Origin of the sequence: Streptomyces sp. NPDC008163, assembly GCF_042956885.1 — a bacterium.
GTDB lineage: Bacteria > Actinomycetota > Actinomycetes > Streptomycetales > Streptomycetaceae > Streptomyces > Streptomyces drozdowiczii_A.
In genome coordinates this window covers 385,825-407,763 of the sequence record NZ_JBIBHG010000006.1, presented here as the reverse complement: position 1 = coordinate 407,763, position 21,939 = coordinate 385,825, and the positions used below count along the sequence as shown (strand labels likewise).

Sequence of the window (21,939 nt, the reverse complement as noted above, 5' to 3'; positions counted from 1 at the left end):
GGGCGCTCGCCGGGGCACCTGTCACGCCTGTTTCCCGGACCGAGCGGCACCCACCCCGTGCACGGGTACGGACACAGGCGAGCCGCACTGGTCTCCCGGCAGACCCCGGGGGCCGGACCGACGGAGGAGCACGCACGTGACCGTGGAGAGCACTGCTGCCGCGCGTAAACCGCGACGCAGCAGCAAGCGGACCAGCGCCGCGAAAACGCCCGCGAAGACGCCGGAGGGTTCGACGCCCGAGCTCGTACAGCTGCTGACGCCCGAGGGCGAGCGGGTCGAGCACCCGGACTACTCGATCGACCTGAGCGCGGAAGAACTGCGCGGCCTGTACCGGGACATGGTCCTCACCCGCCGCTTCGACGCCGAGGCCACCGCCCTCCAGCGCCAGGGCGAGCTGGGCCTGTGGGCCTCGCTGCTGGGCCAGGAGGCCGCCCAGATCGGCTCGGGACGGGCCCTGCGCGACGACGACTACGTCTTCCCGACCTACCGTGAGCACGGTGTGGCCTGGTGCCGGGGCGTCGACCCGACCAATCTGCTCGGGATGTTCCGCGGTGTGAACCACGGCGGCTGGGACCCGAACACCAACAACTTCCACCTGTACACGATCGTCATCGGCTCGCAGACCCTGCACGCCACGGGTTACGCCATGGGCGTGGCCAAGGACGGCGCGGACTCCGCCGTGATCGCGTACTTCGGCGACGGCGCCTCCAGCCAGGGTGACGTCGCGGAGGCCTTCACCTTCTCCGCCGTCTACAACGCCCCGGTCGTCTTCTTCTGCCAGAACAACCAGTGGGCGATCTCCGAGCCCACCGAGAAGCAGACCCGGGTGCCGCTCTACCAGCGCGCCCAGGGCTTCGGCTTCCCCGGCGTCCGCGTCGACGGCAACGACGTCCTGGCCTGCCTGGCCGTCACCCGCTCCGCCCTGGAGCGCGCCCGGCGCGGCGAGGGCCCGACCCTGGTCGAGGCGTTCACGTACCGCATGGGCGCGCACACCACCTCGGACGACCCGACGAAGTACCGGGCGGACGAGGAGCGCGCGTCCTGGGAGGCGAAGGACCCGATCCTGCGCCTGCGCACCTACCTGGAGAAGCAGGGCGCGGCCGACGAGGCGTTCTTCACCGCCCTGGACGAGGAGAGCGAGACCCTCGGCAAGCGCGTCCGCGAGGCCGTACGGGCGATGCCCGACCCGGACCGGATGGCGATCTTCGACCACGCCTACGCCGACGGCAACCCGCTCGTCGACGAGGAGCGCGCCGAGTTCGCCGCCTACCAGGCATCGTTCGCCGAGGAGGGCAAGTAACCATGGCCGTGGAAAAGATGTCCCTCGCCAAGGCGCTCAACGAGTCGCTGCGCAAGGCCCTCGACACCGACCCGAAGGTCCTCATCATGGGTGAGGACGTCGGCAAGCTCGGCGGCGTCTTCCGGATCACCGACGGCCTCCAGAAGGACTTCGGCGAGGACCGCGTCATCGACACCCCGCTCGCCGAGTCCGGCATCGTCGGTACCGCGATCGGCCTCGCCCTGCGCGGCTACCGGCCCGTCGTGGAGATCCAGTTCGACGGCTTCGTCTTCCCCGCGTACGACCAGATCGTCACGCAGCTCGCGAAGATGCACGCCCGCGCGCTCGGCAAGATCAAGCTCCCCGTCGTCGTGCGCATCCCGTACGGCGGCGGCATCGGCGCCGTCGAGCACCACAGCGAGTCCCCCGAGGCGCTGTTCGCGCACGTCGCGGGGCTGAAGGTGGTCTCCCCGTCCAACGCGTCCGACGCGTACTGGATGATGCAGCAGGCCGTCCAGAGCGACGACCCCGTCATCTTCTTCGAGCCGAAGCGGCGCTACTGGGACAAGGGCGAGGTCGACACCGAGTCCATCCCGGGCGCGCTGCACGCGGCCGCCGTCGCCCGCACCGGCACGGACCTCACGCTCGCCGCGTACGGCCCGATGGTGAAGGTCTGCCTGGAGGCCGCCGCGGCCGCCCAGGAGGAGGGCAAGTCGGTGGAGGTCGTGGACCTGCGCTCGATGTCCCCGATCGACTTCGACACCATCCAGGCGTCCGTCGAGAAGACCCGCCGCCTGGTCGTCGTCCACGAGGCGCCCGTCTTCTACGGCTCCGGGGCCGAGATCGCCGCCCGCATCACGGAGCGGTGCTTCTACCACCTGGAGGCGCCCGTGCTGCGGGTCGGCGGCTACCACGCGCCGTACCCGCCGGCGCGCCTGGAGGAGGAGTACCTGCCGGGCCTGGACCGGGTGCTCGACGCCGTCGACCGCTCGCTGGCGTACTGAGGAGAGAGGAGCGTGACCACGATGACCGACACTTCCAACGCTGCTCGCTTCCGTGAGTTCAAGATGCCCGACGTGGGCGAGGGACTGACCGAGGCCGAGATCCTCAAGTGGTACGTCCAGCCCGGCGACACCGTCACGGACGGCCAGGTCGTCTGCGAGGTCGAGACCGCGAAGGCCGCCGTCGAGCTGCCGATCCCGTTCGACGGCGTCGTCCACGAACTGCGCTTCCCCGAGGGCACCACGGTCGACGTGGGCCAGGTGATCATCGCGGTGGACGTGGCGCCGGGCTCGGGTGACGCCGTTGCCGACGAGCCCGCCGCCGCCCCGGCCCCCGAGGCCGCTCCCGCCGAGGCCGCTCCCGCCGAGGAGCCCAAGGGCCGGCAGCCCGTCCTGGTGGGTTACGGGGTGGCCGAGAGCTCCACGAAGCGCCGGGCCCGCAAGGGCGCCGAGACCGCGCCCCCGGCTGCCGCGCCCGCCGCCGTGCAGGCCGAGCTGAACGGCCAGGGCACGGCCGCGGTTCCGGAGGCCCGTCCGCTGGCCAAGCCGCCGGTGCGCAAGCTCGCGAAGGACCTGGGCATCGACCTGGCGACGGTCACCCCGACCGGCGCCGGCGGTGTCATCACGCGCGAGGACGTGCACGCGGCGGCGACCCCTTCGGAGCCGGTGGCCCCTTCGGCGCCCTCGGTGGAGCCGGTGGTTCCGGCTGCGGAGCCCATTCCGGCCGGTGCCCGTGAGACACGTATCCCGGTCAAGGGCGTCCGCAAGGCCATCGCGCAGGCGATGGTCGGCAGCGCGTTCACCGCTCCGCACGTCACCGAGTTCGTGACCGTCGACGTGACGCGCACGATGAAGCTCGTGGCGGAGCTGAAGGAGGACAAGGACATGGCGGGGGTGCGGGTCAACCCGCTCCTCGTCATCGCCAAGGCCCTCCTGGTCGCGATCAGGCGGAACCCCGGGGTCAACGCGGTCTGGGACGAGGCGAACCAGGAGATCGTCCAGAAGCACTACGTGAACCTGGGCATCGCCGCCGCCACTCCGCGCGGCCTGATCGTCCCGAACATCAAGGACGCCCAGGACCAGACGCTGCCGCAGCTGGCCGCGTCCCTGGGCGAGCTGGTCGCCACGGCCCGGGACGGCAGGACGTCCCCGGCCGCGATGGCGGGCGGCACGGTGACCATCACCAACGTGGGCGTCTTCGGCGTCGACACCGGCACGCCGATCCTCAACCCGGGCGAGTCCGCGATCCTGGCGGTCGGCGCGATCAAGCTCCAGCCGTGGGTCCACAAGGGCAAGGTGAAGCCCCGTCAGGTCACCACGCTGGCGCTGTCGTTCGACCACCGTCTGATCGACGGCGAGCTGGGCTCCAAGTTCCTGGCGGACATCGCCGCGATCCTGGAGCAGCCGAAGCGGCTGATCACCTGGGCGTAGTCGTCCGTACGAGGGGCCCGCGCGAGGTTCGCGCGGGCCCCTTCGCCTGTCCGCCGGCTGTGTAACAAGGGTGTATTAGCCACCGGTTGGGCGCAACGTATTCCCGTCCCGGAGGGTACTTGCTGAGCGGAAGCGTTCGCTCAACGGATACCGAGGACGAAACGATGCGCACACACAAGGTCACCTTCGCCACCCTGGCCGTCGTCGCGGGCCTGTCGCTCACGGCCTGCCAGAACGACGACGACGCCGCAGCGCGGACCGACCCGTCGAACGTGGCGACCGCGTCCCCGTCCAGCGAGGCTCCGGCCTCGGGTGGCTCGGACTCGGGAGGCACGGACTCGGCTTCCCCTGAGGCGAGTTCAGGCGGGAAGGACGACTCTGCCGGGACCGGGACCGACGATCAGGGCACGGCCGCCAAGTGCCGCACCGACGGGCTGAAGATCACGGCGATCGACAACTTCATCGACGGCGACCGCGACGGGACCGTCGCGGTGGAGATGAAGAACACCGGCGGCCAGGACTGTGTGATCGCGGGCTTCGCGGGCGTCGACCTGAAGACCAACGCGGGAACACTGTCCGCCGAGCGCAAGGGCGCGCCCGGAGACCCGTACGTGCTCAAGACCGGGAAGACGATCGCCTTCTCCGTCACCTACCCGCTGAACGAGACGGGAGGCTCCGGCGTCCGCATCACCGGCCTGGTGGTGACCCCGCCCAACGAGACGAAGCCGGTCACCCTCCCCTGGCCGGGCAAGCCCTCGCTGCCCGTCACGGACGGGTCCGGCGAGCCGGTGCGGGTCGGCCCGATCGGCAGCGCGGGGCAGGGCGGCTGAGCCGTACGACTTGCGCGGCGCCCGGCCCGGTCGGTTACCCGGCCCCGCCGCAGAGCTGGGCGGTCAGGGTCGTACGGGCCCATTCCTCCCAGGCGTCGGGCGTCCAGCCCCGGTCGCGGACGAGGACCAGGTACAACTCCGGGCTGAGCAGCCCGTAGAGCAGGTCGGCGGCGCGGTCCGCGTCGACGCCGGGGAGCATGCCGGGCTTACGGACCAGTTCCCCGGCCGCCGCGCGCTGGACGACGTAACGCGGGTCCGGGTCCGAGGTCCACTCCGCGGCGATCTCCGGATCCGTGGCCGAGGCCGTCGCGATGACCGGCATGATCGGTGCGACCCGGCCCAGGATCTCGCGTACGCCCCGGACATGGGCGCTCAGCTGCCCCTGAGCGGTGCGTTCGGCGCAGGCGTCGCGGAACCAGTCCCGGTTCATCGTGGCGACCGGTTCGGCGTCGCCCGCGATCGTCGTGTCGACGACGTCCTTGAACAGCGCGCGCTTGTTCCGGAACACGAAGTACACGGTCTGGACGGCCACTCCGGCGCGGTCCGCCACTTCCTGGAGGCTCGTCGCCCCGTACCCCCGCGCGACGAACAACTCCCGTGCCGCCGTGACGATCTTCTCCCGGGTGAGCCGTGAACGCTCCGCCCGCCCGTCGGGGCGCTTGGCGTTCCGCGAGCCGGTTCCCTTGACGCTGTCCATGCTCCGAGCCTATATCTAGAGTCGAACACTAAAGTTCGACTCTAGTATTCTGGAGGAGCGATGAGGGAGCCCCACACGGCCGCCGAACTCGACCAGGAGGCCGCCGTACGACGCATGCTGGAGGACTACTACCGGGACGACGCCCCGCCCTGGGACACCGGCGTCACCCCGCCCGAGCTGATCGCCCTGGTGGAGGGGCCCGGCGCGCCGCGTCCGGGACGTGCCCTGGAGCTCGGCTGCGGCATGGGGACCAACGCGGTGTATCTGGCCCGGCACGGCTGGCGGGTGACCGCCGTAGACCTGGTCGACCGTGCGGTGCGGGGGGCGAGGGAGCGGGCCGAGGCGGCCGGTGCCGACGTCGACATCCTCTGCGGGGACGCCACCCGGCTCGACGGGGTGGGCGCGCCCGGCCCGTACGACCTGTTCTTCGACCTGAGCTGCTACTGCGGCATCCCCGCGCACCGCCGCGACGCGTACGCCGCCGGCCTCACGGAGCGGGCCGCCCCGGGGGCGACGCTGCTGATGTTCGGCTACGGCCCCGAGGCCTTCGACGACCCGATCTCCGGCGTCACCGCCGATGAGCTGGAGACCCGGTTCACGGGCTGGCGGCTGACCGACGTGACACCCGGCACGAACCCGTTCCCGACGGCCTGGTTCACGCTGCGGCGCGACCTCGCGGGGTGATGGTGGTGGTGTCGGACGGGTCCCTCAGGGGCCCGTGACCTCCCAGGCCGCTTCGATCATCCCGAAGATCTCGTCCACCGCGGCCTCCGGATCGGCCGCCTCGCGGGCCAGTGCGTGAGCGTCGACCACGAATCTGGCGATCGTCCGGCAGGCCGTCGGGGTCCGGGACAGCCGGGGGTCGGCGGCGATGGCCGTCGCCAGTGACTCCGCGTGCCGAAGCCTCATCGACTCCTCGTACTCCCGCAGCGAGGCCGATCCGTCGATCATCCGCCAGAGGGGGGCGGCGCCGTCCGCCGTGCAGTGCCGGACCATCGCGTGGATCTCGCGGCGCAGCGAGGCCATGAGCGGTTCGTCCGGTGCGCGGTCGGTGGCCGCCTGCGCGAGGCGGTGCTCGAAGTCGGCGTCCTGCTCGAACACGAGGGCCTCTTTCGAGGCGAAGTGGGAGAAGAGCGTGGTGACGGCCACGTCCGCCTCGGCGGCGATGTCCCGGATGCCCACCGCGTCGTATCCGCGTTCCAGGAAGAGCCGCAGGGCGGTGTCGGCGATCTTCTGGCGGGTCGCGGCCTTCTTGCGCTCACGGCGCCCGGACTGCACGGTCATGCGCTCACGCTAGCAGGTACGTATCCGTAACCGTTTCAAAACGCTACCCGTTAGTGTTACGGTCCCCGGCATGAAGAAAGTGAGCTTCGCCGAGTTCGGCGGCCCCGACGTCCTGCGCCTCATCGACGCCGAGGAGCCCCACGCGGGTCCCGGCCGGATACGTATCGCCGTGCGGGCGGCAGGCGTGAACCCCGTCGACTGGAGGGTCCGTGAGGGCCAGGTCCTGGGCGCCCATCCGACCGTGCTGCCCGCCGGCGTCGGGCTGGACGCCGCCGGGGTCGTGGACGAGGTCGGTGAGGATGTCGAGGGCGTGGAGACCGGCGACCGCGTGTTCGGCGAAGGGGCCGACACCTACGCCGAGTTCGCCGTGCTGTCGGCCTGGGCCCGGATGCCCGAGGGGCTGACGTTCGAGGAGGCGGCCGGGTATCCGTCCGTGGTGGAGACCGCTCTGCGCGTCATCGGCCAGGTCGGCGTACGGCCGGGCGAGACGCTGCTGGTGAGCGGGGCGTCCGGGGGTGTCGGGTCGGCGGTGCTCCAGATCGCCCGCGACCGGGGCATCGCGGTCATCGGCACGGGCGGCGCCGCGAACCAGGACTACCTGCGCGGGCTGGGCGCGCTCGCCACGACGTACGGGGATGGCTGGGCCGAGCGGGTGCGGCGGCTCGGCCGGGTCGACGCGGCGCTCGATCTGGCCGGGTCGGGCGTGATCCCCGAACTCGTCGCGCTGACGGGCGATCCGCGCAGGGTGATCACCATCGCCGATCTCGGCGCCCCGGAATTCGGCGTCCGCTTCTCCGGCGTGGCCGGGAGCGTGCCGGACGCGCTCGCGGAGGCGGTGGACCTCATCGAGCGGGGGAGGCTCCACATCCCCGTCGAGAAGTCGTACGCCCTCGCGGAGGCGGCGCAGGCGCACGCGGACAGCCGGGCGGGTCACACGCGTGGGCGGCGAGTGGTGGTCGTCCGGTCGGACGCGTGACGGCTCGCGCCCAGCCGGTGCGGGCGCGCCTGTAGCGCGAGTTCGGCGCACACGGTCTTCCCGCCGGTGCGCGGCTCGGACCCCGGGTGGCCCGTGTGGCCTTCCCCTCGTGATCGCTCGGACGGCGGTTCGTCGCCCGTCACCTGCCGGGCCGCGTCACCCGCACCACCAGCACCGCCACGTCGTCCCGCTGCGGGACCTCCGCGAGGCCGGTGGAGAGGGCCTGGAGGAGGAGGGGGAGGGGCTTGTCGGCGTGGCGGGAGAGGAGCGCGGCCGTGTGCGTGGTGCTCGCGTCGATGTCCGTGTCGCGGCGTTCGACCAGGCCGTCCGTGTAGAGGAGGAGCACGCTGCCCGGGGGCAGGTCGTGGGTGTGGTCGTGGCGGGGCGGGGCGTCCGGCAGGCCGAGCAGGAGGAGGTCGTGGCCGGACAGGGGCGCGACGCCCGCGCCCGGGGTGTAGAGGAGCGGCGGAGGGTGTCCGGCGTTGGACCAGGTCAGGCGCCAGCGGCCGGCATCGAGGTCGAGGCGGGCGTGGACCGCCGTGGCGCCCATGCCGAGGGGCAGGACGCCGATGGCCTTGTCGATGGCGTGCAGCGCGGCGGCGGGTGAACGGGCCGGGTCGTCCAGGCTGGCCTGGCGGAGCATGCTGCGGATCTGGCCCATCACGGTGGCGGCCCGGACGTCGTGGCCGATCACGTCACCGATCGAGATCATGAGGGACGCGGGCAGCGGATAGGCGTCGTACCAGTCCCCGCCCACCATGTCCTGGTCGGCGGCGGGCAGATACAGGGCCGCCATGTCCAGGCCGGGCACGTCCGGCAGCTCCGTCAGCATCGCGGCCTGGAGCTGCTCCGCGGTGCTGAGCCGGTTCGCCACGAAGCGGGTGCGCTCCACGGCCTGGCTCACATATCCGGCCACCGTGGTGAGCACCGCCTCCTCGGTCGGCGCCATGACGTGCGGGCGGGACCAGCACCACGTCAGCACGCCGTGGCCGTTCGGCAACGGGACGCACAGCACGGACTGGAGGCCCAGCGAGTCGTAGCCGGCGACGGCCTCGGGCGCGAAGCCGGCCACCAGTGCCGCGCGGTCCGGGACGAAGACCGTGCGCTGCTCCCGCATGGCCTGCGCGCTGGGGAAGGGCGCGTCCCGGCCGAGCCGGTGGAGGGAGCTCTCCACCGGCCGTACGTCGTCCGGGTCGATCACCCGCCACAGCCCCTGGCCGTCGGCGAGCAGCAGGCCCACGAAGGCGGGCTCGGCGGGCCCCTGGAACAGGTGGCGGAGGCGGCGGGTCAGGTCCGTGAGATCGCGGGCGTGGGCGAGCTCGATCGAGGCGCGCAGCAGGAGACCGGCGTGGTCGCGGTCCCGCTGGATCAGCTCCGAAGCGATCCGCAGCCGCAGCTCCATCGAGCAGGCGGCGGTGAGGTCTTCCAGGTCGTGCAGCTCGTCCGCCGTCCACTCCCGGGGCCGGTGGTCGATCGCGCAGAGCGAGCCCAGGACGTGTCCGTCGGCGTCGGTGAGCGGCATACCGGCGTACGCGATCACCTGGAGATCGGGGATGGCGAGGCTGGCGCAGGTACGGGGGTGCGCCCGGGTGTCGCTGAGGACCAGCGGGCCGCCGTCCGCGACGACGTGCTGGCAGAAGGAGTGGCTGAGCGGGGTCTCGCGCCGGGCCGCCCAGTGGCCGGACATCCCGACCATGCCGGGGAACACCTGCCGGTCGGGCTCCAGCAGCGAGACCAGCGACACCGGGACGCGCAGCAGGCGCGTGACCAGCCTCGCGAACCGGTCCATGCCGGGATCGGCCGCCGCGGTCAGCCCCGCCAGCCGCAGCGCCTCAAGCCTTCCGGGATCCCTCACCCCACGGCTCCCGGCCGGGCGTGGAGGAACGGCGCGATGTCCACAAAGCGCATTTTACGAATATACGGTCGATGGTCCGGAATTTCCTGGCTTGACGCAAGACGCCCCCTAGCCCCGCCGGGCCTCCGTGTCGCCGTTGACCGTGCGCAGAGTGAGCCGGCGCGCGTGGTCCGAGCGCTCGGCGACCGGGATGTCCGAGGTCGAGCGGCCGTTGACGGTGTGCGCGTCGGTCGCGTACGAGGGTGTGCCGGCCGGGAGCGTGACGCGCGCGGAGCCGTTGCGGGTCACGCCGCTGAGCGTGTCCGGCGAGGTGGCGCACCCCAGGTCGACGTCGCCGTTCACCGTCTCGGCGTCGACGTGGAGACCCCGGAGACCGGTCGCGCGGACGGACCCGTTCCGGGTCACCAGGTGCTGGACGGCGTCCTTCGCGCCGGAGTCCTGGACGGTGACGTCGCCGTTGACGGTGCTGAGGCTGAGCCCGCCCCGCACCTCGCTGACGTCGATCCCGGCGTTCCGCGCCCGCACGGTGAGCGCGACCCCGGCGGGGACGCGCACGAGGGGCATGCCGCCGCAGTTGTCCCGGGCCCGGTCGTCGCGCTCGGCGCCCTCGTCGCAGGGCAGGTCGAGCGTGTAGGTGGCCCCGTCCCCGTCGTCGCCGTGGGCATCGTCCCCGTGGGCGAGGACCGAGTCGTCCACCGTGACGCGGTCGCCGTCCGTCCCGACGACGCGCACTCCGCCCTGGGTGGTGATGACGAGCCGGGCGCCCTGCGCGAGGGAGACCGTCCGGAAGTCCGCCTCCGGCCCGCCCGCGCCGCCGTTGGGCCCGTCACCGTGCCCGCAGGCGGTCAGCACCAGCAGTGCGCACCCGGCCAGGACCAGGCGGCCCCGCGCTCCACTCCACGATGAGGTCATGGAAGGCGTGTGCCCCGGAAGCGGGGGCCTACGGCTCAGCCGATCGCCGGGCTGCGGCGCTCCACCAGGACGACATCGCGCCAGACACCGTGATGGCGTCCGATCCGCTCCCGGGTCCCGATGACCCGGAAGCCGGCGCGCCGGTGCACGGCCAGGCTGGCGGTGTTCTCCGGGAAGATGCCGGACTGGACGGTCCAGATCCCGGCCCGGTCCGTGGAGTCGGTCAGCGCCCCGAGCAGCGCGGAGGCGATCCCCCGGCCGCGGGCGTCCGGGTGGACGTAGACGGAGTGCTCGACCACTCCCGCGTACGCGCACCGGTCCGAGACCGCGGTCGCCGCGACCCAGCCCAGCACCGCCCCCGCCGCGTCCAGGGCGGCGAACCGGTGCCCGGGCAGCTTGCCGGTGTCGAACGCGGCCCAGGACGGGGCCTCCGTCTCGAAGGTGGCGTTGCCCTCGTCGATCCCCGCCTGGTAGATCGCGAGCACCTGCTCCGCGTACTCCGCCGCCAACGGCACGATCACCGTGCTCACCCTCTGCCTCCCGGGCCTCGTCCCACCCCATGTGCTTCCGGAAGAAGTCCACCAGCTTCGCGGTCACCGGCGCCAGGTACTCCTCGCACGGACCCGGCGGTCCGCGAGATCCACCCCGAGTGGGAGGACGTCGCCCGCATCTGCGCGGAGGTCCTTCGGACGGAGGCCGGGACGTACCCGGCCGACCCCGCCCTCACTGCGCTTCGGTGAGCTCCCGGCGGCCGGTCGGCAGTTCCGGGTCCGGTGGGCCGGGCCGGACACCCCGGGCGCCGAGCGGCCGGCCCGGCGCGGTCAGCGGCCGTTGCCGCGCCCGCCCGTGAACGCCGAGATGATCCAGATCACCAGCAGGGCCAGAAAGACGACGACGATGATCGTGGGAAGCGCTGACATCCTGGTCCCCCTTGGGGTCATGTGGACGTAACTCCCGTGGCCCACGCGGCTCGTGGGGCTCATGGGGCCGAGACCGACCGGATGCTACGCGCCTGCGGCGAGGGCCGCCAGGGTCCCGTCACCCCTACCGGGCGCGCAGCGCCTCCGTGCCCGCGTACCGGGCGCCCGCGCCCAGCTCCTCCTCGATACGGATCAGCTGGTTGTACTTCGCGGTGCGGTCGGACCGGGACAGGGAGCCGGTCTTGATCTGGCCGCAGCCCGTGGCGACCGCCAGGTCCGCGATCGTGGTGTCCTCGGTCTCGCCCGAGCGGTGCGACATGACGACCGTGTAGCCGGCGCGGTGCGCGGTGGAGACCGTGGTCATCGCCTCCGTCAGGGTGCCGATCTGGTTGACCTTCACCAGGATCGAGTTGGCGACCCCGGAGGCGATGCCCTCGCGCAGCAGCGCGTCGTTGGTGCAGAACACGTCGTCGCCGGTGAGCTGGCAGCGGTCGCCGACGCGGGCGGTCAGCTCGCGCCAGCCGTCGAGGTCGTCCTCGGCCATCGCGTCCTCGACCGACACGACCGGGTAGGCGTCGATCAGCTTCACCAGGTAGTCCGCGTGCTCCGCCGGGGTGCGGCGTACGCCTTCGCCCGCGTATGCGTACACCCCGTCGCGGAAGAACTCCGACGTCGCCGGGTCCATGACCAGGCCGATGTCCGCGCCCGGCCGGTACCCCGTGCGCTCGACGGCCGCCACGACGAAGTCCAGCGCCTCCTCCGCCGTACGGAGGGACGGCGCGAAGCCGCCCTCGTCGCCGACACCCGTGGAGTGGCCGGCGGCGAGCAGGTCGCGGCGCAGGGTGTGGAAGACCTCCGAGCCCATGCGGACCGCCTCGGCGAAGGTCTCCGCGCCGATCGGGGCGATCATGAACTCCTGGAAGTCCAGCGGATTGTCGGCGTGGGCGCCCCCGTTGACGATGTTCATCATCGGGACGGGCAGCAGCCGGGCGTCCGACCCGCCCAGGTAGCGGTAGAGCGGCAGGCGGTGCGCGGCGGCGGCGGCCTTGGCGGCGGCCAGCGAGACGCCCAGGATCGCGTTGGCGCCCAGCCGGGACTTCGTGGCGGTGCCGTCGGCCGCGACGAGCGCGGCGTCCAGCCCGGCCTGGTCCTCCGCGTCCCGGCCGATGACGGCCGCGGAGAGCTCGGTGTTGACGTGGCCCACGGCCCGGTCGACGCCCTTGCCGTGCCAGCGGGCCGGGTCGCCGTCGCGCAGTTCCACGGCCTCGCGGGCGCCGGTCGACGCCCCGGAGGGGACCGCGGCCCGGCCGAGCGAGCCGTCCGACAGGACCACGTCCACCTCGACGGTGGGATTGCCCCGGCTGTCCAGGACGCGGCGGCCGGTGACGGAAGTGATGGCGGTCATGGGAGTCCTTCCCGTTGTCGCGTGCCGCGGTCCGGCTGCGACGACGGTGGCGCGGGACCCGGCAGCGAGAACTCTACAGCAATGCTGTTCAGTAAGGCTGAGCAGTTGCGCTGAACAGTTGTGCTGCGCAGCTCTGCTGCCCATGCCGCTGTCCTGATTCCGACCCCGCGTTAAAGTGCGGTATGCCCCTCCCGGAATCCGCCTCCATCGCCGCCGAGCTGCGCACAGCGATGGGCAAGCTCACCCGCCGCGTGAAGCTTGAGGACCAGATGCCGCTCGGCCAGGTGGCCGTGCTCGGCGAACTGGACCGCAACGGCGCGCTGACCACCAGCGAGCTCGCCGCCAACCAGCGGGTGCGGCCGCAGTCCATGGCGCGCGCGGTCGGGCTGCTGATGGACCAGGGGCTGATCACCCGCCGCGCCCACCCCACCGACGGCCGCAAGAGCCTGGTCGAGCTGTCGGACGCCGGGCGCGCGCTCCTGGAGGAGGAGCGGGAGCGCCGGGCCGACTGGCTGGCCCGCGCGATCGACGCGGAACTCACCGAGGAGGAGCGCGCGTTGCTGGCCCGCGCGATCGGGCTCGTCGGGCGGCTGGCCGCGCACTGACGGTGGTGCGGGGGCCGGTCCGTCGACGACCGGCCCCCGCCGCCTCATCGCTTCAGCAGAAAGCCGAAGTCCGTCGATGTCCGCCCGGTCAGGCGGACCGGCGAGACGAGCTTCCCCTCGGCCAGCAGGCGTTCCGTCTCGCCCCGCGAGAGGCCGAAGCCGTCCGCCACCAGGCGCAGCGGGCGTACGGGGACGGGCGCGTCGAAGCGGACCGACACCTCGGCCGCCTCGTGGTCCGGGTGATCCGCGCCCCCGGTGTCCAGGCGCCAGGCGCCCGTCCAGTCGAGGGCGATGCGGTTGCGGCGCCGCACGGCACCGTCCCGGAGGAGTTCGCCCGCCAGCACCGGGTCGTTGGCGTGCATCCGGTCCAGCAGTCCGGGCCGCACGGAGCGGACGTGCGCGCGCTCCAGGATCGTGACCTTGGTGGTGTCCCCGCACCCCGTGCAGAGCGCGAGGAGCCAGGCGTCGAGCAGCTTGTGGTTCGCGTTGACGCGGAACTTGCCGTGCGCCCGGAAGGTGCCGGACGCGCAGGCGTGACAGCGGCGCAGGACGAGGGGCAGGCGAGTGGGCATGACGGCCCAATGGGTGAGCACAGGTGTACACCGGTTTCCGTGTGAGAAATCCGCAGCGGGAAGCGGCACGGCGCACAGGGTGCGGCGCGCGGCCGATCAGCAGTGGGGAGGTCTCACGCGATGTACAACGGAACGCCCTTTCAGGGGACGGCAGATGCGGGGCTGCGCCGCGAACGGCGGGGCCCGGCTGGACGGTAGTGGGACGGTGGGAGGACTTCCACCGGTTTTCGGCCGGGCCTCGTCCCCGAAAGCCCTTGGCCGTTAAGGTCGTTGTGATCGCAAAGAGCGCGAAGAGCGGGCCAGGGGGAGCGATGGGCGGGAGAAGGACGGCACACCGGTGGGCGGTCGCCGCGGCCGCGGCCGCGCTGGCGGCGGTGTCGCTGACCGGCTGCGGGGGCGGCGACGAGGCCGGTGGTGCGAAGGCGGCGGCAGGATCCGGAGGCGGGGACGCGAAGAAGCCGGTGCGGCGCTCCTTCGACCCGCCCGTGCGCTTCGAGGGGGACGCGGTCGACCTGACGGGCGCCCAGCAGCCGAGCACGTCGAGCGGGGAGGCCCTGCGGCCCGCGGTGACGCTGGCGGACGGGGTCGCGTACGTCGACGACCAGCGGGGGATCGACGCGATCGACACCCGGACCGGCGACTCCCGGTGGTACGCGGCGACGAAGCACGAGGCGGAGCGGGGCGGCTTCGGGACGGAGCGGGTCGCGCCCCTGGTCTCGGACGACGGCCGGACCGTCTATGCCGCGTGGGACCGCCGGGTGCCGGGCGAGGGGACCGTGCCGGACCGGTTCGTCATCGAGGTGGCCGCCGTCGACACGGCCAGCGGCAAGCGGACGTGGTCGGCCGAGATCCCGTCCGACCCCAGCGCCACCGGGATGGCCGCCACCGCCATCGGCGCCGACGGGAACCTCGCACCGCAGGTCGTCGGGGTGGACGCCGGTACCGCGGTGGTCACCGACGCGGACACCACGTACGCCCTCGACACCGCCACCGGGGCCGTCCGCTGGAAGAAGGGCGACTACCGGGCGCTGAACCTCGCCGAGGGCGTCGTGGCCGGCGGCGAGGAGACCGGATACCACCAGGGCCGGCTGCTGGGCGTCGACGCGGAGACGGGCGAGCGGCGGTGGACCGTCGCGGGCGCGCGGCAGCCCGCCCGCGCCTCGTCGGCGTTGCTGAGTGCGAACCGGGACGGCCACACGGACGTCGTGGACGCGGTCGACGGCAAGCTCCGCCTGATCATCGACAAGCCGGACTACCGCTGCCTGGACGACGCGCGGTCGCTGGTCGCGTGCTCCAAGTCCGGCTACAACGTCTCGGACCGCGGCATCGTGGTCATCGACGCGACCACGTTCCGGCACAAGTGGGTGCTCCCCGACCACTCCGGGCGGTCGGTGCCGGGGGTGACCGGCTTCTGGCACGGCGCCCTGTACGGCGAGGTGGGCGGACGGCCCGTCGTCCTGGACGGGGAGACGGGCAAGGACCGCGAGACCGACCCGAACGCGGCCCCGATCGAGATCGACCGGTACGGCGGCGTGGAGGGGACGCGGTTCATTCCGGCCAAGGGCTGAGACCGTGTAAGGGCCCCGCACACCACGGTGTGCGGGGCCCTTCACGTACAACTCGTACAGTCGGCTTACTTCTTGAAGCCGTAGTCCATCAGCTTCTTCGCGTCCGCCGTGCGGTTCGCCTCGGACGTCGAGGTCAGGACCGTGCCGATGACCGTCTTGCCGCTGCGGGTCGCGGCGAAGACCAGGCAGTACTTGGACGCCGGGCCGGAGCCCGTCTTCACGCCGATCGCGCCGCTGTACGTGCCCAGCAGCTTGTTCGTGTTGGTCCACGACATGTAGCGGTAGCCGCCGCTCTTCGTCGTGACCTTCTGCTTGGTCGACTTCGTCTTCACGACCGAGCGGAACGTGGAGTACTTCATCGCGCTGCTGGCGAGCTTCGTCAGATCGCGCGGGGTCGAGTAGTTGGACCCGTTCCCTATGCCGTCGAACGAGTCGAAGTGCGTGTTCTTCAGACCGAGGGTCTTGGCGGTGCTGTTCATCTTGCCGATGAACGACTTCACCCGCGCCGCGCGCGTCGAACCGGAGCCGAACTTGTCCGCCAGCGCGTACGCGGCGTCGCAGCCCGACGGCAGCATGAGGCCGTAGAGCAGCTGGCGCACGGTGACCTTGTCGCCCACGATCAGCCGCGCCGAGGACGCGCCCTTGGAGACGATGTAGTCGCTGTACGCCTTCTGGATCGTGACCTTGGAGTCCAGGTTCAGGCCCTTCTGGGCCAGCACCACGCGCGCGGTCATGATCTTCGTCGTCGAACCGGTGGAGCGACGGGTGTCCGCGGCCTTGGTGAACAGCGTCGTTCCGGTGCCGTTGTTCATCACGAAGCCGCCCTTGGCGACGATCGAGGGCGCCTTGGGCGCGGCGGCCCGTGCCTTGGCGAAGTAGGGCGCCCTGGGAGCGGCGGCCTGCGCCGAGGAGGCGAACGCGCCGCCCGCGATCAGGGCGCCCGTGGTGAGGGCCACCGTGACGGTCGCCGAACCGCGCCTTATGCCCTTAATGCCGAGTTTCAAAGTGAACGCTCCAAATGCCCCTGGAAGGCGGCCACATGAGGGTGCCGCCGCGCTGATAAGACGAACGACTGCCCCGCATGGTTGGGCACACTCATGGGTGATTTTTTACGACATCCAGGGGCGGCGGGGCGGTCCGCGGCGGCCACGCGGCGGGGCCGCGCGGTGGCCAGGGGCTACCATCGGCGTCACATCCGAGCGCCCCAGAGGCCGGAGGTCACCGTGGACGATGTCGTGCGTGCGCAGGAGTCCGTCAGGGCTTACGGCGAGCTCGTGGCCCTCGCCGAGCGCCTGGAAGCGCTGCGGCAACTGGGCGAGGACGGGGTCGAGGCGCATACGACGGCCGCGCTGCACGCCGTCCGCTTCGCCGCGACGATCCTGTGGCGGACCGTGCCGGACGTGCCGTCGCCGGACTACCGCCAGGACGAGGAGCGCCTGCTCGAACTGGCCGCGCACTGGCGCGAGGCGGCTCTCGGCCTCGGCGAGTTCGCACCCCGGCGCCCGGCGCTGCGGCTGGTGGAAAACGACGGGCCGTCCGCCTGACGGCTGGGATAGCGTCCCCCGGCATGACCCCTTCCCTGCGCAGTGAGCGCCTGGTCCTCGAACCGTATGTGCCCGCCGACGAGGAGGCGTTCGTCGCCCTCTTCCTGGACCCCCGCGTCTCCCGGTGGATGGGTGACGGGCCCTGGCCGGAGGAGCAGTACCGCACCACGTTCGCCCGCATCTTCACGCACGCCTACGGCAGCGAGGGCTTCGACGTCTGGGCCGTGCGCCAAGACGGCCGGACGGTCGGCCACGCGGAGATCAAACCGGCCAAGGTGGTGGAGGGGTACGAGCTGATCTACGGCCTCGCCCCCGAGGCGTGGGGCCGGGGCCTCGGCACCGAACTGGCGCGGACGATCACCGCGTACGGCTTCGGGGCGCTGGGCCTGGACCAGGTGTACGCGACCGTGGCCGAGCCGAACACGGCCTCGCTCGCGGCCCTGCGGAAGGTGGGGTTCGAGCACGTCAGGGACATCACTGAGGAGGACGGCGGCACCACGCTGCTGCTGGCCGTCGCAAGCTAGCCGGTCCGGCTCCGACGCCCACATCGTGGACGGGACGGCGCTTGCGTGCATGTTGTATCTATGCTGTACGCATGCCAGCCCCCGCTCCCTCCGCAGCACCCGGCCCTGCCCCCACGACCCCGCCCGCGAAGCGGCCCCCGGCGGCCGAGCGCGTCTACACGCACGTCAAGGACGCCGTCCTGGACCGCCGCTACGAGGGCGGCACCCTGCTCACCGAGGGCGGCCTCGCCGAGGCCGTGGGGGTCTCGCGCACGCCGGTGCGCGAGGCGCTGCTGCGCCTGGAGGTCGAGGGGCTGATCAAGCTCTACCCGAAGAAGGGCGCCCTGGTGCTCGCCGTCTCCGCCCAAGAGATCGCGGACGTGGTGGAGACCCGGCTGCTGGTCGAGGAGTTCGCCGCCCGCAAGGCGGTACCCGCGTCCCCGCAGCTGATCAGCCGGCTGGAAGCGCTCCTGGAGGAGCAGCGGCACTACTCCGACGCCGGCGACCTGGCCACCGTCTCCGTGAAGGACCGCTGCTTCCACGCCGAGATCGTCCGCCACGCGGGCAACGAGATCCTTTCCCGCCTCTACGACCAGCTGCGCGACCGCCAGCTGCGGATGGGCGTCGCCGTCATGGAGGCCCACCCGGACAGGATCGCCGCCAACATCACGGAGCACGGCGAACTGCTGGAGGCGATCAGGGCCGGTGACGCGGAAGGCGCCGCCCAGGTCGTACGCCGCCACGTCAGCCGGGTCAAGGTGCTGGTCCGGGGTGAGGACCGGTGAGTTCCGCCGCCGCGCCCACCCTGCCCCTGCCCGGTGACCCGCCCGGCGGCCGGCGTGCCGTCAGGATCTGGGGCATCGGCGTCGCCGTCTACTTCGTCGCCATCATCTTCCGGACCAGCCTCGGCGTCGCCGGACTCGACGCCGCCGACCGGTTCGACGTCAACGCCTCGGCGCTGTCCACCTTCTCCATCCTCCAGCTGCTCGTGTACGCGGGCATGCAGATACCCGTCGGCCTGATGGTCGACCGGCTCGGCACCAAGCGGGTCCTGACCCTCGGGGCCGTCCTGTTCACCCTCGGCCAGCTCGGCTTCGCGCTCTCCCCCTCGTACGGCACCGCGCTCGCCTCCCGCGCGCTGCTGGGCTGCGGCGACGCGATGACGTTCATCAGCGTGCTCCGGCTGGGGACGCGCTGGTTCCCGGCCCGGCGCGGACCGCTGATCAGCCAGGTCGCCGCCCTCTTCGGGATGGCGGGCAACCTGGTCTCCACGCTGGTCATCGCCCGCGCCCTGCACGGCCTCGGCTGGACGACCACCTTCGTCGGCAGCTCGCTGGCCGGGGTCGTGGTGCTGGTGCTGCTCCTGCTCTTCCTCAAGGACCACCCCGAGGGCTACGAACCGCCGCCCGCGCAGCACGCCGGCGGGGCCTATGTGCGCCGGCAGATCGCCGCCGCCTGGCGGGAGCCCGGGACCCGGCTCGGGATGTGGGTGCACTTCACCACGCAGTTCCCGGCGATGGTGTTCCTGCTGCTGTGGGGCATGCCGTTCCTGGTGGAGGACCAGGGGCTCGGCCGGGGCACCGCCGGTGAGCTGCTGACCCTGGTGGTCCTCTCGAACATGACGCTGGGGCTCGTCTACGGGCAGGTGATCGCCCGCCACCACGCGGCCCGCGTCCCCCTCGCCCTCGGCACGGTGGGCACGACGGCCGCGCTGTGGGCGGTGACGATCTTCCACCCCGGGGACCACGCGCCGATGTGGCTGCTGGTCGTCCTGTGCGTGGTGCTCGGGGCGTGCGGGCCCGCCTCGATGATCGGCTTCGACTTCTCCCGCCCGGCCAACCCGCCGGAGCGCCAGGGCACCGCGTCCGGCATCGTCAACATGGGCGGCTTCATCGCCTCGATGACCACGCTGCTCGCGGTCGGCGTGCTGCTGGACGCGACCGGTGACAACTACCGGGTGGCGTTCTCGTCGGTCTTCGTCCTGGAGGTGCTGGGCGTCGCGCAGATCCTGCGGCTGCGCGCGAGGGCCGCGCGCCGCGAGCGCGACCACCATGTGATCAGCCGGGTGGAAGCGGTGCACGTGCCGGTGTGACCGGCCCCGAATGGCGGCGCGCCCGTCCCCCGTCGCGGGGGCGGGCGCCGCTGTGTGCCGGGGCTCCTGCGGGGCTCGGCTGCTACGGGGTGACGGCGAAGTGCTGGAGGATGGCGTCGGCCAGCTCCTGGTCGCCCTCTGTCTTGATCCGGTCCGCCACGGCGGCGGGCCGCACCCGGCCGCAGGCCAGCCGTACGTACGTCTCCCAGTCCAGGGACAGCGTCGCGGCGGGCCCGAGCGACGGGGCGACGTCCAGCGAACCGCGCCCCTCGGCGTCGACCCGCACGGTGCGCATGAACTCCAGCGGCCCGTGGACGTCCAGCACCACGGCGGAGTTGGCCGGCGCGCCCGCGCTCCTGGCCACCACCTTCGGCAGCCCCAGCAGCAGGATGTCGCGGGCGACCAGGGCGCCGGGGGAGTCCAGGTTGCCGGGCCTGCCCAGGGCCGTCCGCAGGTCCTGCTCGTGCACCCAGACGTCGAAGGCGCGCATCCGCAGCGCCGTCTCCAGGGTCTGCTCCTTGCCCAGCGGCGCCCGCACCATGGTCTCCGGGTCCCGCGTCTCGTTCCGCAGCTGCCGGGAGCGACGGATGATCGTGTACTCCAGCTCGGAGGTCATCTCCGGCGCGGTGTGGTGACGCCTGACGTCGACCTGCATCTCCATGTAGCGGGCGAACTCGCTCTGTACGTGGAACAGGTCGCGCGGCAGAGTGTGGATCGGGCGGGGGTCGCCGAGCTGTTCGCACTCCATGCCGATGATGTGCGACACGATGTCGCGCACGGACCAGTTGGGACAGGGTGTGCGGCCGTTCCACTCCCCCTCGGCGAGCGGGCTCACCAGCTCGGCTATGGACTCGATGGAGTGGGTCCAGGCGTCGGCGTAGTTCTGGAGGCTGGGATGGACGGTCACGGGACCCCTCGTGCGGTTCTGCGGTGCATGGGCAACTGGGCGCGGACGGTCGGGCTGCGGGCTGCGGGCGGCGATGAGGTTCGGTGGCTAAGTTACGCTGCGAGCAGGCACCCCGGCAGTGCTTTCGTGTGACGATCGTAGGCCGGTGTTGACGGCTCGAATGCCAGGACGGTGGTAGTGTGCGCGCCTCCCTCATCCAGATCGCAGTAGACCCGGACGAACCCGTCGGTTCCCGCAGGGAACGCGCCGCATCGCTGGTGGCGTCGCAGCGGGGCGCGGATCTGGTGGTCCTGCCCGAACTGTGGCCGGTCGGAGCCTTCGCCTATACGGCCTTCGAGGACGAGGCGGAGCCGCTGACGGGCCCGACGCACGAGGTGATGGCCAAGGCCGCCGCCGAGGCCGGGGTCTGGCTGCACGCCGGCTCCTTCGTGGAACGGGCCGGGGACGGCACCCTCTACAACACCACGCTCGTCTTCTCCCCCGAGGGCGAGCGGGCCGCCGCCTACCGCAAGATCCACCGCTTCGGCTTCGACCAGGGCGAGGCGGTCATGATGGGCGCCGGCGAGGACCTGGTCACCGTCCCCCTCCCGGAAACCACGCTCGGCCTCGCCACCTGCTACGACCTGCGCTTCCCCGAGCAGTTCCGGGGCCTGGTCGACGCCGGTGCCGAGACCCTGGTCGTCGCGGCCGGCTGGCCGGAGCGCCGCCGCGCCCACTGGACGCTGCTGGCCCGGGCCCGTGCCGTCGAGAACCAGTCGTACGTCCTCGCCGTCGGCTCCGCCGGTACCCACGCGGGCATCCAGCAGGCCGGGCACAGCATCGCCGTCGACCCCTGGGGCGAGGTGCTCGCGGAGGCGGGTGCGGACGAGGAGGTGCTGACCGTGGAGCTGGACACGGCCAAGGTCGCGGCGACCCGGGAGCAGTTCCCGGCCCTCAAGGACCGGCGACTGGGGCTGGCCGCACCGAAGATCTGAAGCGCGAAGGGCCGCTCGTCTCACGGTTTCACGTGAAACAAGGGGCCCTTCGGGCGCGTGGGCACACGGTCAGTCGTCGTGGTCCTTCTCCGCGAGCACGATCACGCACACCGCCACCGCGATCAGCAGCGACGCGTCGGCGTCGTCCCGCACGATGTCGATGCCGTACGTGTCCCGGATGGACAGCCAGCGACGGGAGATCTGGGCCAGCAGCTCGCCGTCGTAGTCGATCGCGAACTCGCGGTCCAGGATCTTCCCGCTGACGTCCAGCTCGGTGCCGTCCGCGAGGGTCACGCGGTAGTGGTTGCGGAGCAGCGACAGATGCTTCTTCTTGACCTTGGCGAGCTGTTCGCCGTCCCGCTCGATCAGCATCGTGTCGCGGAGGCTCAGGAGCTTCTGGCGGATCTCCACGACGATCCGGCCCTGCGCGTCCTTCAGCTCGAAGGTGTCGCGCACCCGCATGGCCTTGCCGTCGACCAGGAAGACCTTGCGGCCGTCCGCGTCCTCGATCCAGTAGTCGTCACCGATGCTGAAAATGCGCTCACGCACGAGAAGTCTCATGGCACACAGGTTCCCCGAGCCAC

The 21,939-nt window shown here is 72.1% G+C and carries 24 protein-coding genes; 14 read left to right on the top strand and 10 right to left on the bottom strand.

Features of this window, described 5'->3' with window-relative positions; genetic code table 11:
• Positions 1-136 precede the first annotated feature (136 nt).
• From pdhA to ACFZAT_RS16685, 4 genes are all read left to right on the top strand, one after another.
• Positions 137-1,300, top strand: coding sequence for a pyruvate dehydrogenase (acetyl-transferring) E1 component subunit alpha (pdhA, locus tag ACFZAT_RS16700; RefSeq protein WP_391264966.1), 1,164 nt, complete (start codon positions 137-139; stop codon positions 1,298-1,300).
• Between the two features lie 2 nt (positions 1,301-1,302).
• Positions 1,303-2,283 carry an alpha-ketoacid dehydrogenase subunit beta gene (locus tag ACFZAT_RS16695; RefSeq protein ID WP_018101959.1) on the top strand — a complete coding sequence of 327 codons (981 nt, stop codon included), beginning with the start codon at positions 1,303-1,305 and terminating at the stop codon, positions 2,281-2,283.
• Between the two features lie 12 nt (positions 2,284-2,295).
• Positions 2,296-3,711: a 2-oxo acid dehydrogenase subunit E2 gene (locus ACFZAT_RS16690; protein WP_391264965.1), complete on the top strand. Its 1,416-nt coding sequence runs from the start codon at positions 2,296-2,298 to the stop codon at positions 3,709-3,711.
• Between the two features lie 164 nt (positions 3,712-3,875).
• The gene (locus tag ACFZAT_RS16685; protein WP_391264964.1) at positions 3,876-4,541 is read left to right on the top strand and encodes a DUF4232 domain-containing protein; all 666 of its coding nucleotides are present in this window, start codon (positions 3,876-3,878) and stop codon (positions 4,539-4,541) included.
• A gap of 34 nt (positions 4,542-4,575) precedes the next feature.
• Here the strand turns inward: ACFZAT_RS16685 and ACFZAT_RS16680 are convergent, their stop codons facing one another.
• Complete coding sequence (locus ACFZAT_RS16680) at positions 4,576-5,238, bottom strand: TetR family transcriptional regulator (RefSeq protein ID WP_391264963.1); 663 nt, start codon at positions 5,236-5,238, stop codon at positions 4,576-4,578.
• Between the two features lie 60 nt (positions 5,239-5,298).
• Between ACFZAT_RS16680 and ACFZAT_RS16675 the strand changes: the two genes are divergently transcribed.
• The gene (locus ACFZAT_RS16675; protein ID WP_391264962.1) at positions 5,299-5,922 is read left to right on the top strand and encodes a methyltransferase domain-containing protein; all 624 of its coding nucleotides are present in this window, start codon (positions 5,299-5,301) and stop codon (positions 5,920-5,922) included.
• A 24-nt stretch (positions 5,923-5,946) separates the two neighbouring features.
• On the opposite strand, the gene ACFZAT_RS16670 is transcribed toward ACFZAT_RS16675, so the two are convergent.
• The gene (locus tag ACFZAT_RS16670) at positions 5,947-6,522 is read right to left on the bottom strand and encodes a TetR family transcriptional regulator (protein WP_391264961.1); all 576 of its coding nucleotides are present in this window, start codon (positions 6,520-6,522) and stop codon (positions 5,947-5,949) included.
• A gap of 70 nt (positions 6,523-6,592) precedes the next feature.
• On the opposite strand from ACFZAT_RS16670, the gene ACFZAT_RS16665 reads away from it, so the two are divergent.
• Positions 6,593-7,498, top strand: a complete 906-nt coding sequence (locus ACFZAT_RS16665; RefSeq protein WP_391264960.1) for an alcohol dehydrogenase catalytic domain-containing protein — start codon at positions 6,593-6,595, stop codon at positions 7,496-7,498.
• A 139-nt stretch (positions 7,499-7,637) separates the two neighbouring features.
• Here ACFZAT_RS16665 and ACFZAT_RS16660 read toward each other — a convergent pair whose 3' ends face one another.
• The 3 genes from ACFZAT_RS16660 to ACFZAT_RS16650 form a co-directional block, all read right to left on the bottom strand.
• On the bottom strand, positions 7,638-9,353 hold the full coding sequence (locus ACFZAT_RS16660) for a SpoIIE family protein phosphatase (RefSeq protein ID WP_391264959.1): 1,716 nt from the start codon (positions 9,351-9,353) through the stop codon (positions 7,638-7,640).
• Positions 9,354-9,461: 108 nt separating this feature from the next.
• Entirely contained in the window at positions 9,462-10,265 is an 804-nt protein-coding gene (locus tag ACFZAT_RS16655; RefSeq protein ID WP_391264958.1) for a DUF4097 family beta strand repeat-containing protein, read from the bottom strand.
• Positions 10,266-10,300: 35 nt separating this feature from the next.
• Positions 10,301-10,795: a GNAT family N-acetyltransferase gene (locus tag ACFZAT_RS16650; RefSeq protein ID WP_391264957.1), complete on the bottom strand. Its 495-nt coding sequence runs from the start codon at positions 10,793-10,795 to the stop codon at positions 10,301-10,303.
• On the opposite strand from ACFZAT_RS16650, the gene ACFZAT_RS16645 reads away from it, so the two are divergent.
• Positions 10,733-11,005, top strand: coding sequence for a hypothetical protein (locus tag ACFZAT_RS16645; RefSeq protein ID WP_391265026.1), 273 nt, complete (start codon positions 10,733-10,735; stop codon positions 11,003-11,005). The genes ACFZAT_RS16650 and ACFZAT_RS16645 overlap by 63 nt on opposite strands.
• 304 nt (positions 11,006-11,309) lie before the next feature.
• On the opposite strand, the gene eno is transcribed toward ACFZAT_RS16645, so the two are convergent.
• Positions 11,310-12,590 (bottom strand): phosphopyruvate hydratase, encoded by a 1,281-nt coding sequence (gene eno, locus ACFZAT_RS16640; RefSeq protein WP_391264956.1) that lies wholly within the window; start codon positions 12,588-12,590, stop codon positions 11,310-11,312.
• Positions 12,591-12,772: 182 nt separating this feature from the next.
• Between eno and ACFZAT_RS16635 the strand changes: the two genes are divergently transcribed.
• Positions 12,773-13,195, top strand: a complete 423-nt coding sequence (locus ACFZAT_RS16635; RefSeq protein ID WP_391264955.1) for a MarR family transcriptional regulator — start codon at positions 12,773-12,775, stop codon at positions 13,193-13,195.
• A gap of 44 nt (positions 13,196-13,239) precedes the next feature.
• On the opposite strand, the gene ACFZAT_RS16630 is transcribed toward ACFZAT_RS16635, so the two are convergent.
• Positions 13,240-13,788, bottom strand: coding sequence for a DUF1062 domain-containing protein (locus tag ACFZAT_RS16630; RefSeq protein WP_391264954.1), 549 nt, complete (start codon positions 13,786-13,788; stop codon positions 13,240-13,242).
• Between the two features lie 290 nt (positions 13,789-14,078).
• On the opposite strand from ACFZAT_RS16630, the gene ACFZAT_RS16625 reads away from it, so the two are divergent.
• Positions 14,079-15,335, top strand: a complete 1,257-nt coding sequence (locus ACFZAT_RS16625) for a PQQ-binding-like beta-propeller repeat protein (RefSeq protein ID WP_391264953.1) — start codon at positions 14,079-14,081, stop codon at positions 15,333-15,335.
• Between the two features lie 65 nt (positions 15,336-15,400).
• Here the strand turns inward: ACFZAT_RS16625 and ACFZAT_RS16620 are convergent, their stop codons facing one another.
• A complete protein-coding gene (locus tag ACFZAT_RS16620) occupies positions 15,401-16,339 on the bottom strand; it encodes a serine hydrolase (RefSeq protein ID WP_391264952.1) in 939 nt (312 codons plus the stop codon).
• Positions 16,340-16,558: 219 nt separating this feature from the next.
• On the opposite strand from ACFZAT_RS16620, the gene ACFZAT_RS16615 reads away from it, so the two are divergent.
• The 4 genes from ACFZAT_RS16615 (at position 16,559) to ACFZAT_RS16600 (ending at position 19,474) form a co-directional block, all read left to right on the top strand.
• On the top strand, positions 16,559-16,879 hold the full coding sequence (locus tag ACFZAT_RS16615; protein WP_391264951.1) for a hypothetical protein: 321 nt from the start codon (positions 16,559-16,561) through the stop codon (positions 16,877-16,879).
• Between the two features lie 23 nt (positions 16,880-16,902).
• Complete coding sequence (locus tag ACFZAT_RS16610) at positions 16,903-17,403, top strand: GNAT family N-acetyltransferase (RefSeq protein WP_391264949.1); 501 nt, start codon at positions 16,903-16,905, stop codon at positions 17,401-17,403.
• 71 nt (positions 17,404-17,474) lie between these two features.
• Positions 17,475-18,167, top strand: coding sequence for an FCD domain-containing protein (locus tag ACFZAT_RS16605; protein WP_391264946.1), 693 nt, complete (start codon positions 17,475-17,477; stop codon positions 18,165-18,167).
• Positions 18,164-19,474, top strand: a complete 1,311-nt coding sequence (locus ACFZAT_RS16600) for an MFS transporter (RefSeq protein WP_391264944.1) — start codon at positions 18,164-18,166, stop codon at positions 19,472-19,474. Before ACFZAT_RS16605 ends, ACFZAT_RS16600 begins: the two co-directional genes overlap by 4 nt.
• 82 nt (positions 19,475-19,556) lie before the next feature.
• On the opposite strand, the gene ACFZAT_RS16595 is transcribed toward ACFZAT_RS16600, so the two are convergent.
• Positions 19,557-20,381 (bottom strand): maleylpyruvate isomerase family mycothiol-dependent enzyme, encoded by an 825-nt coding sequence (locus ACFZAT_RS16595; RefSeq protein ID WP_391264941.1) that lies wholly within the window; start codon positions 20,379-20,381, stop codon positions 19,557-19,559.
• Between the two features lie 179 nt (positions 20,382-20,560).
• Here ACFZAT_RS16595 and ACFZAT_RS16590 point away from each other — a divergent pair, with 179 nt between their 5' ends.
• On the top strand, positions 20,561-21,355 hold the full coding sequence (locus ACFZAT_RS16590; RefSeq protein WP_391264939.1) for a nitrilase-related carbon-nitrogen hydrolase: 795 nt from the start codon (positions 20,561-20,563) through the stop codon (positions 21,353-21,355).
• A gap of 69 nt (positions 21,356-21,424) precedes the next feature.
• Here ACFZAT_RS16590 and ACFZAT_RS16585 read toward each other — a convergent pair whose 3' ends face one another.
• A complete protein-coding gene (locus tag ACFZAT_RS16585; RefSeq protein ID WP_391264937.1) occupies positions 21,425-21,916 on the bottom strand; it encodes an LURP-one-related family protein in 492 nt (163 codons plus the stop codon).
• Positions 21,917-21,939: the final 23 nt, after the last annotated feature.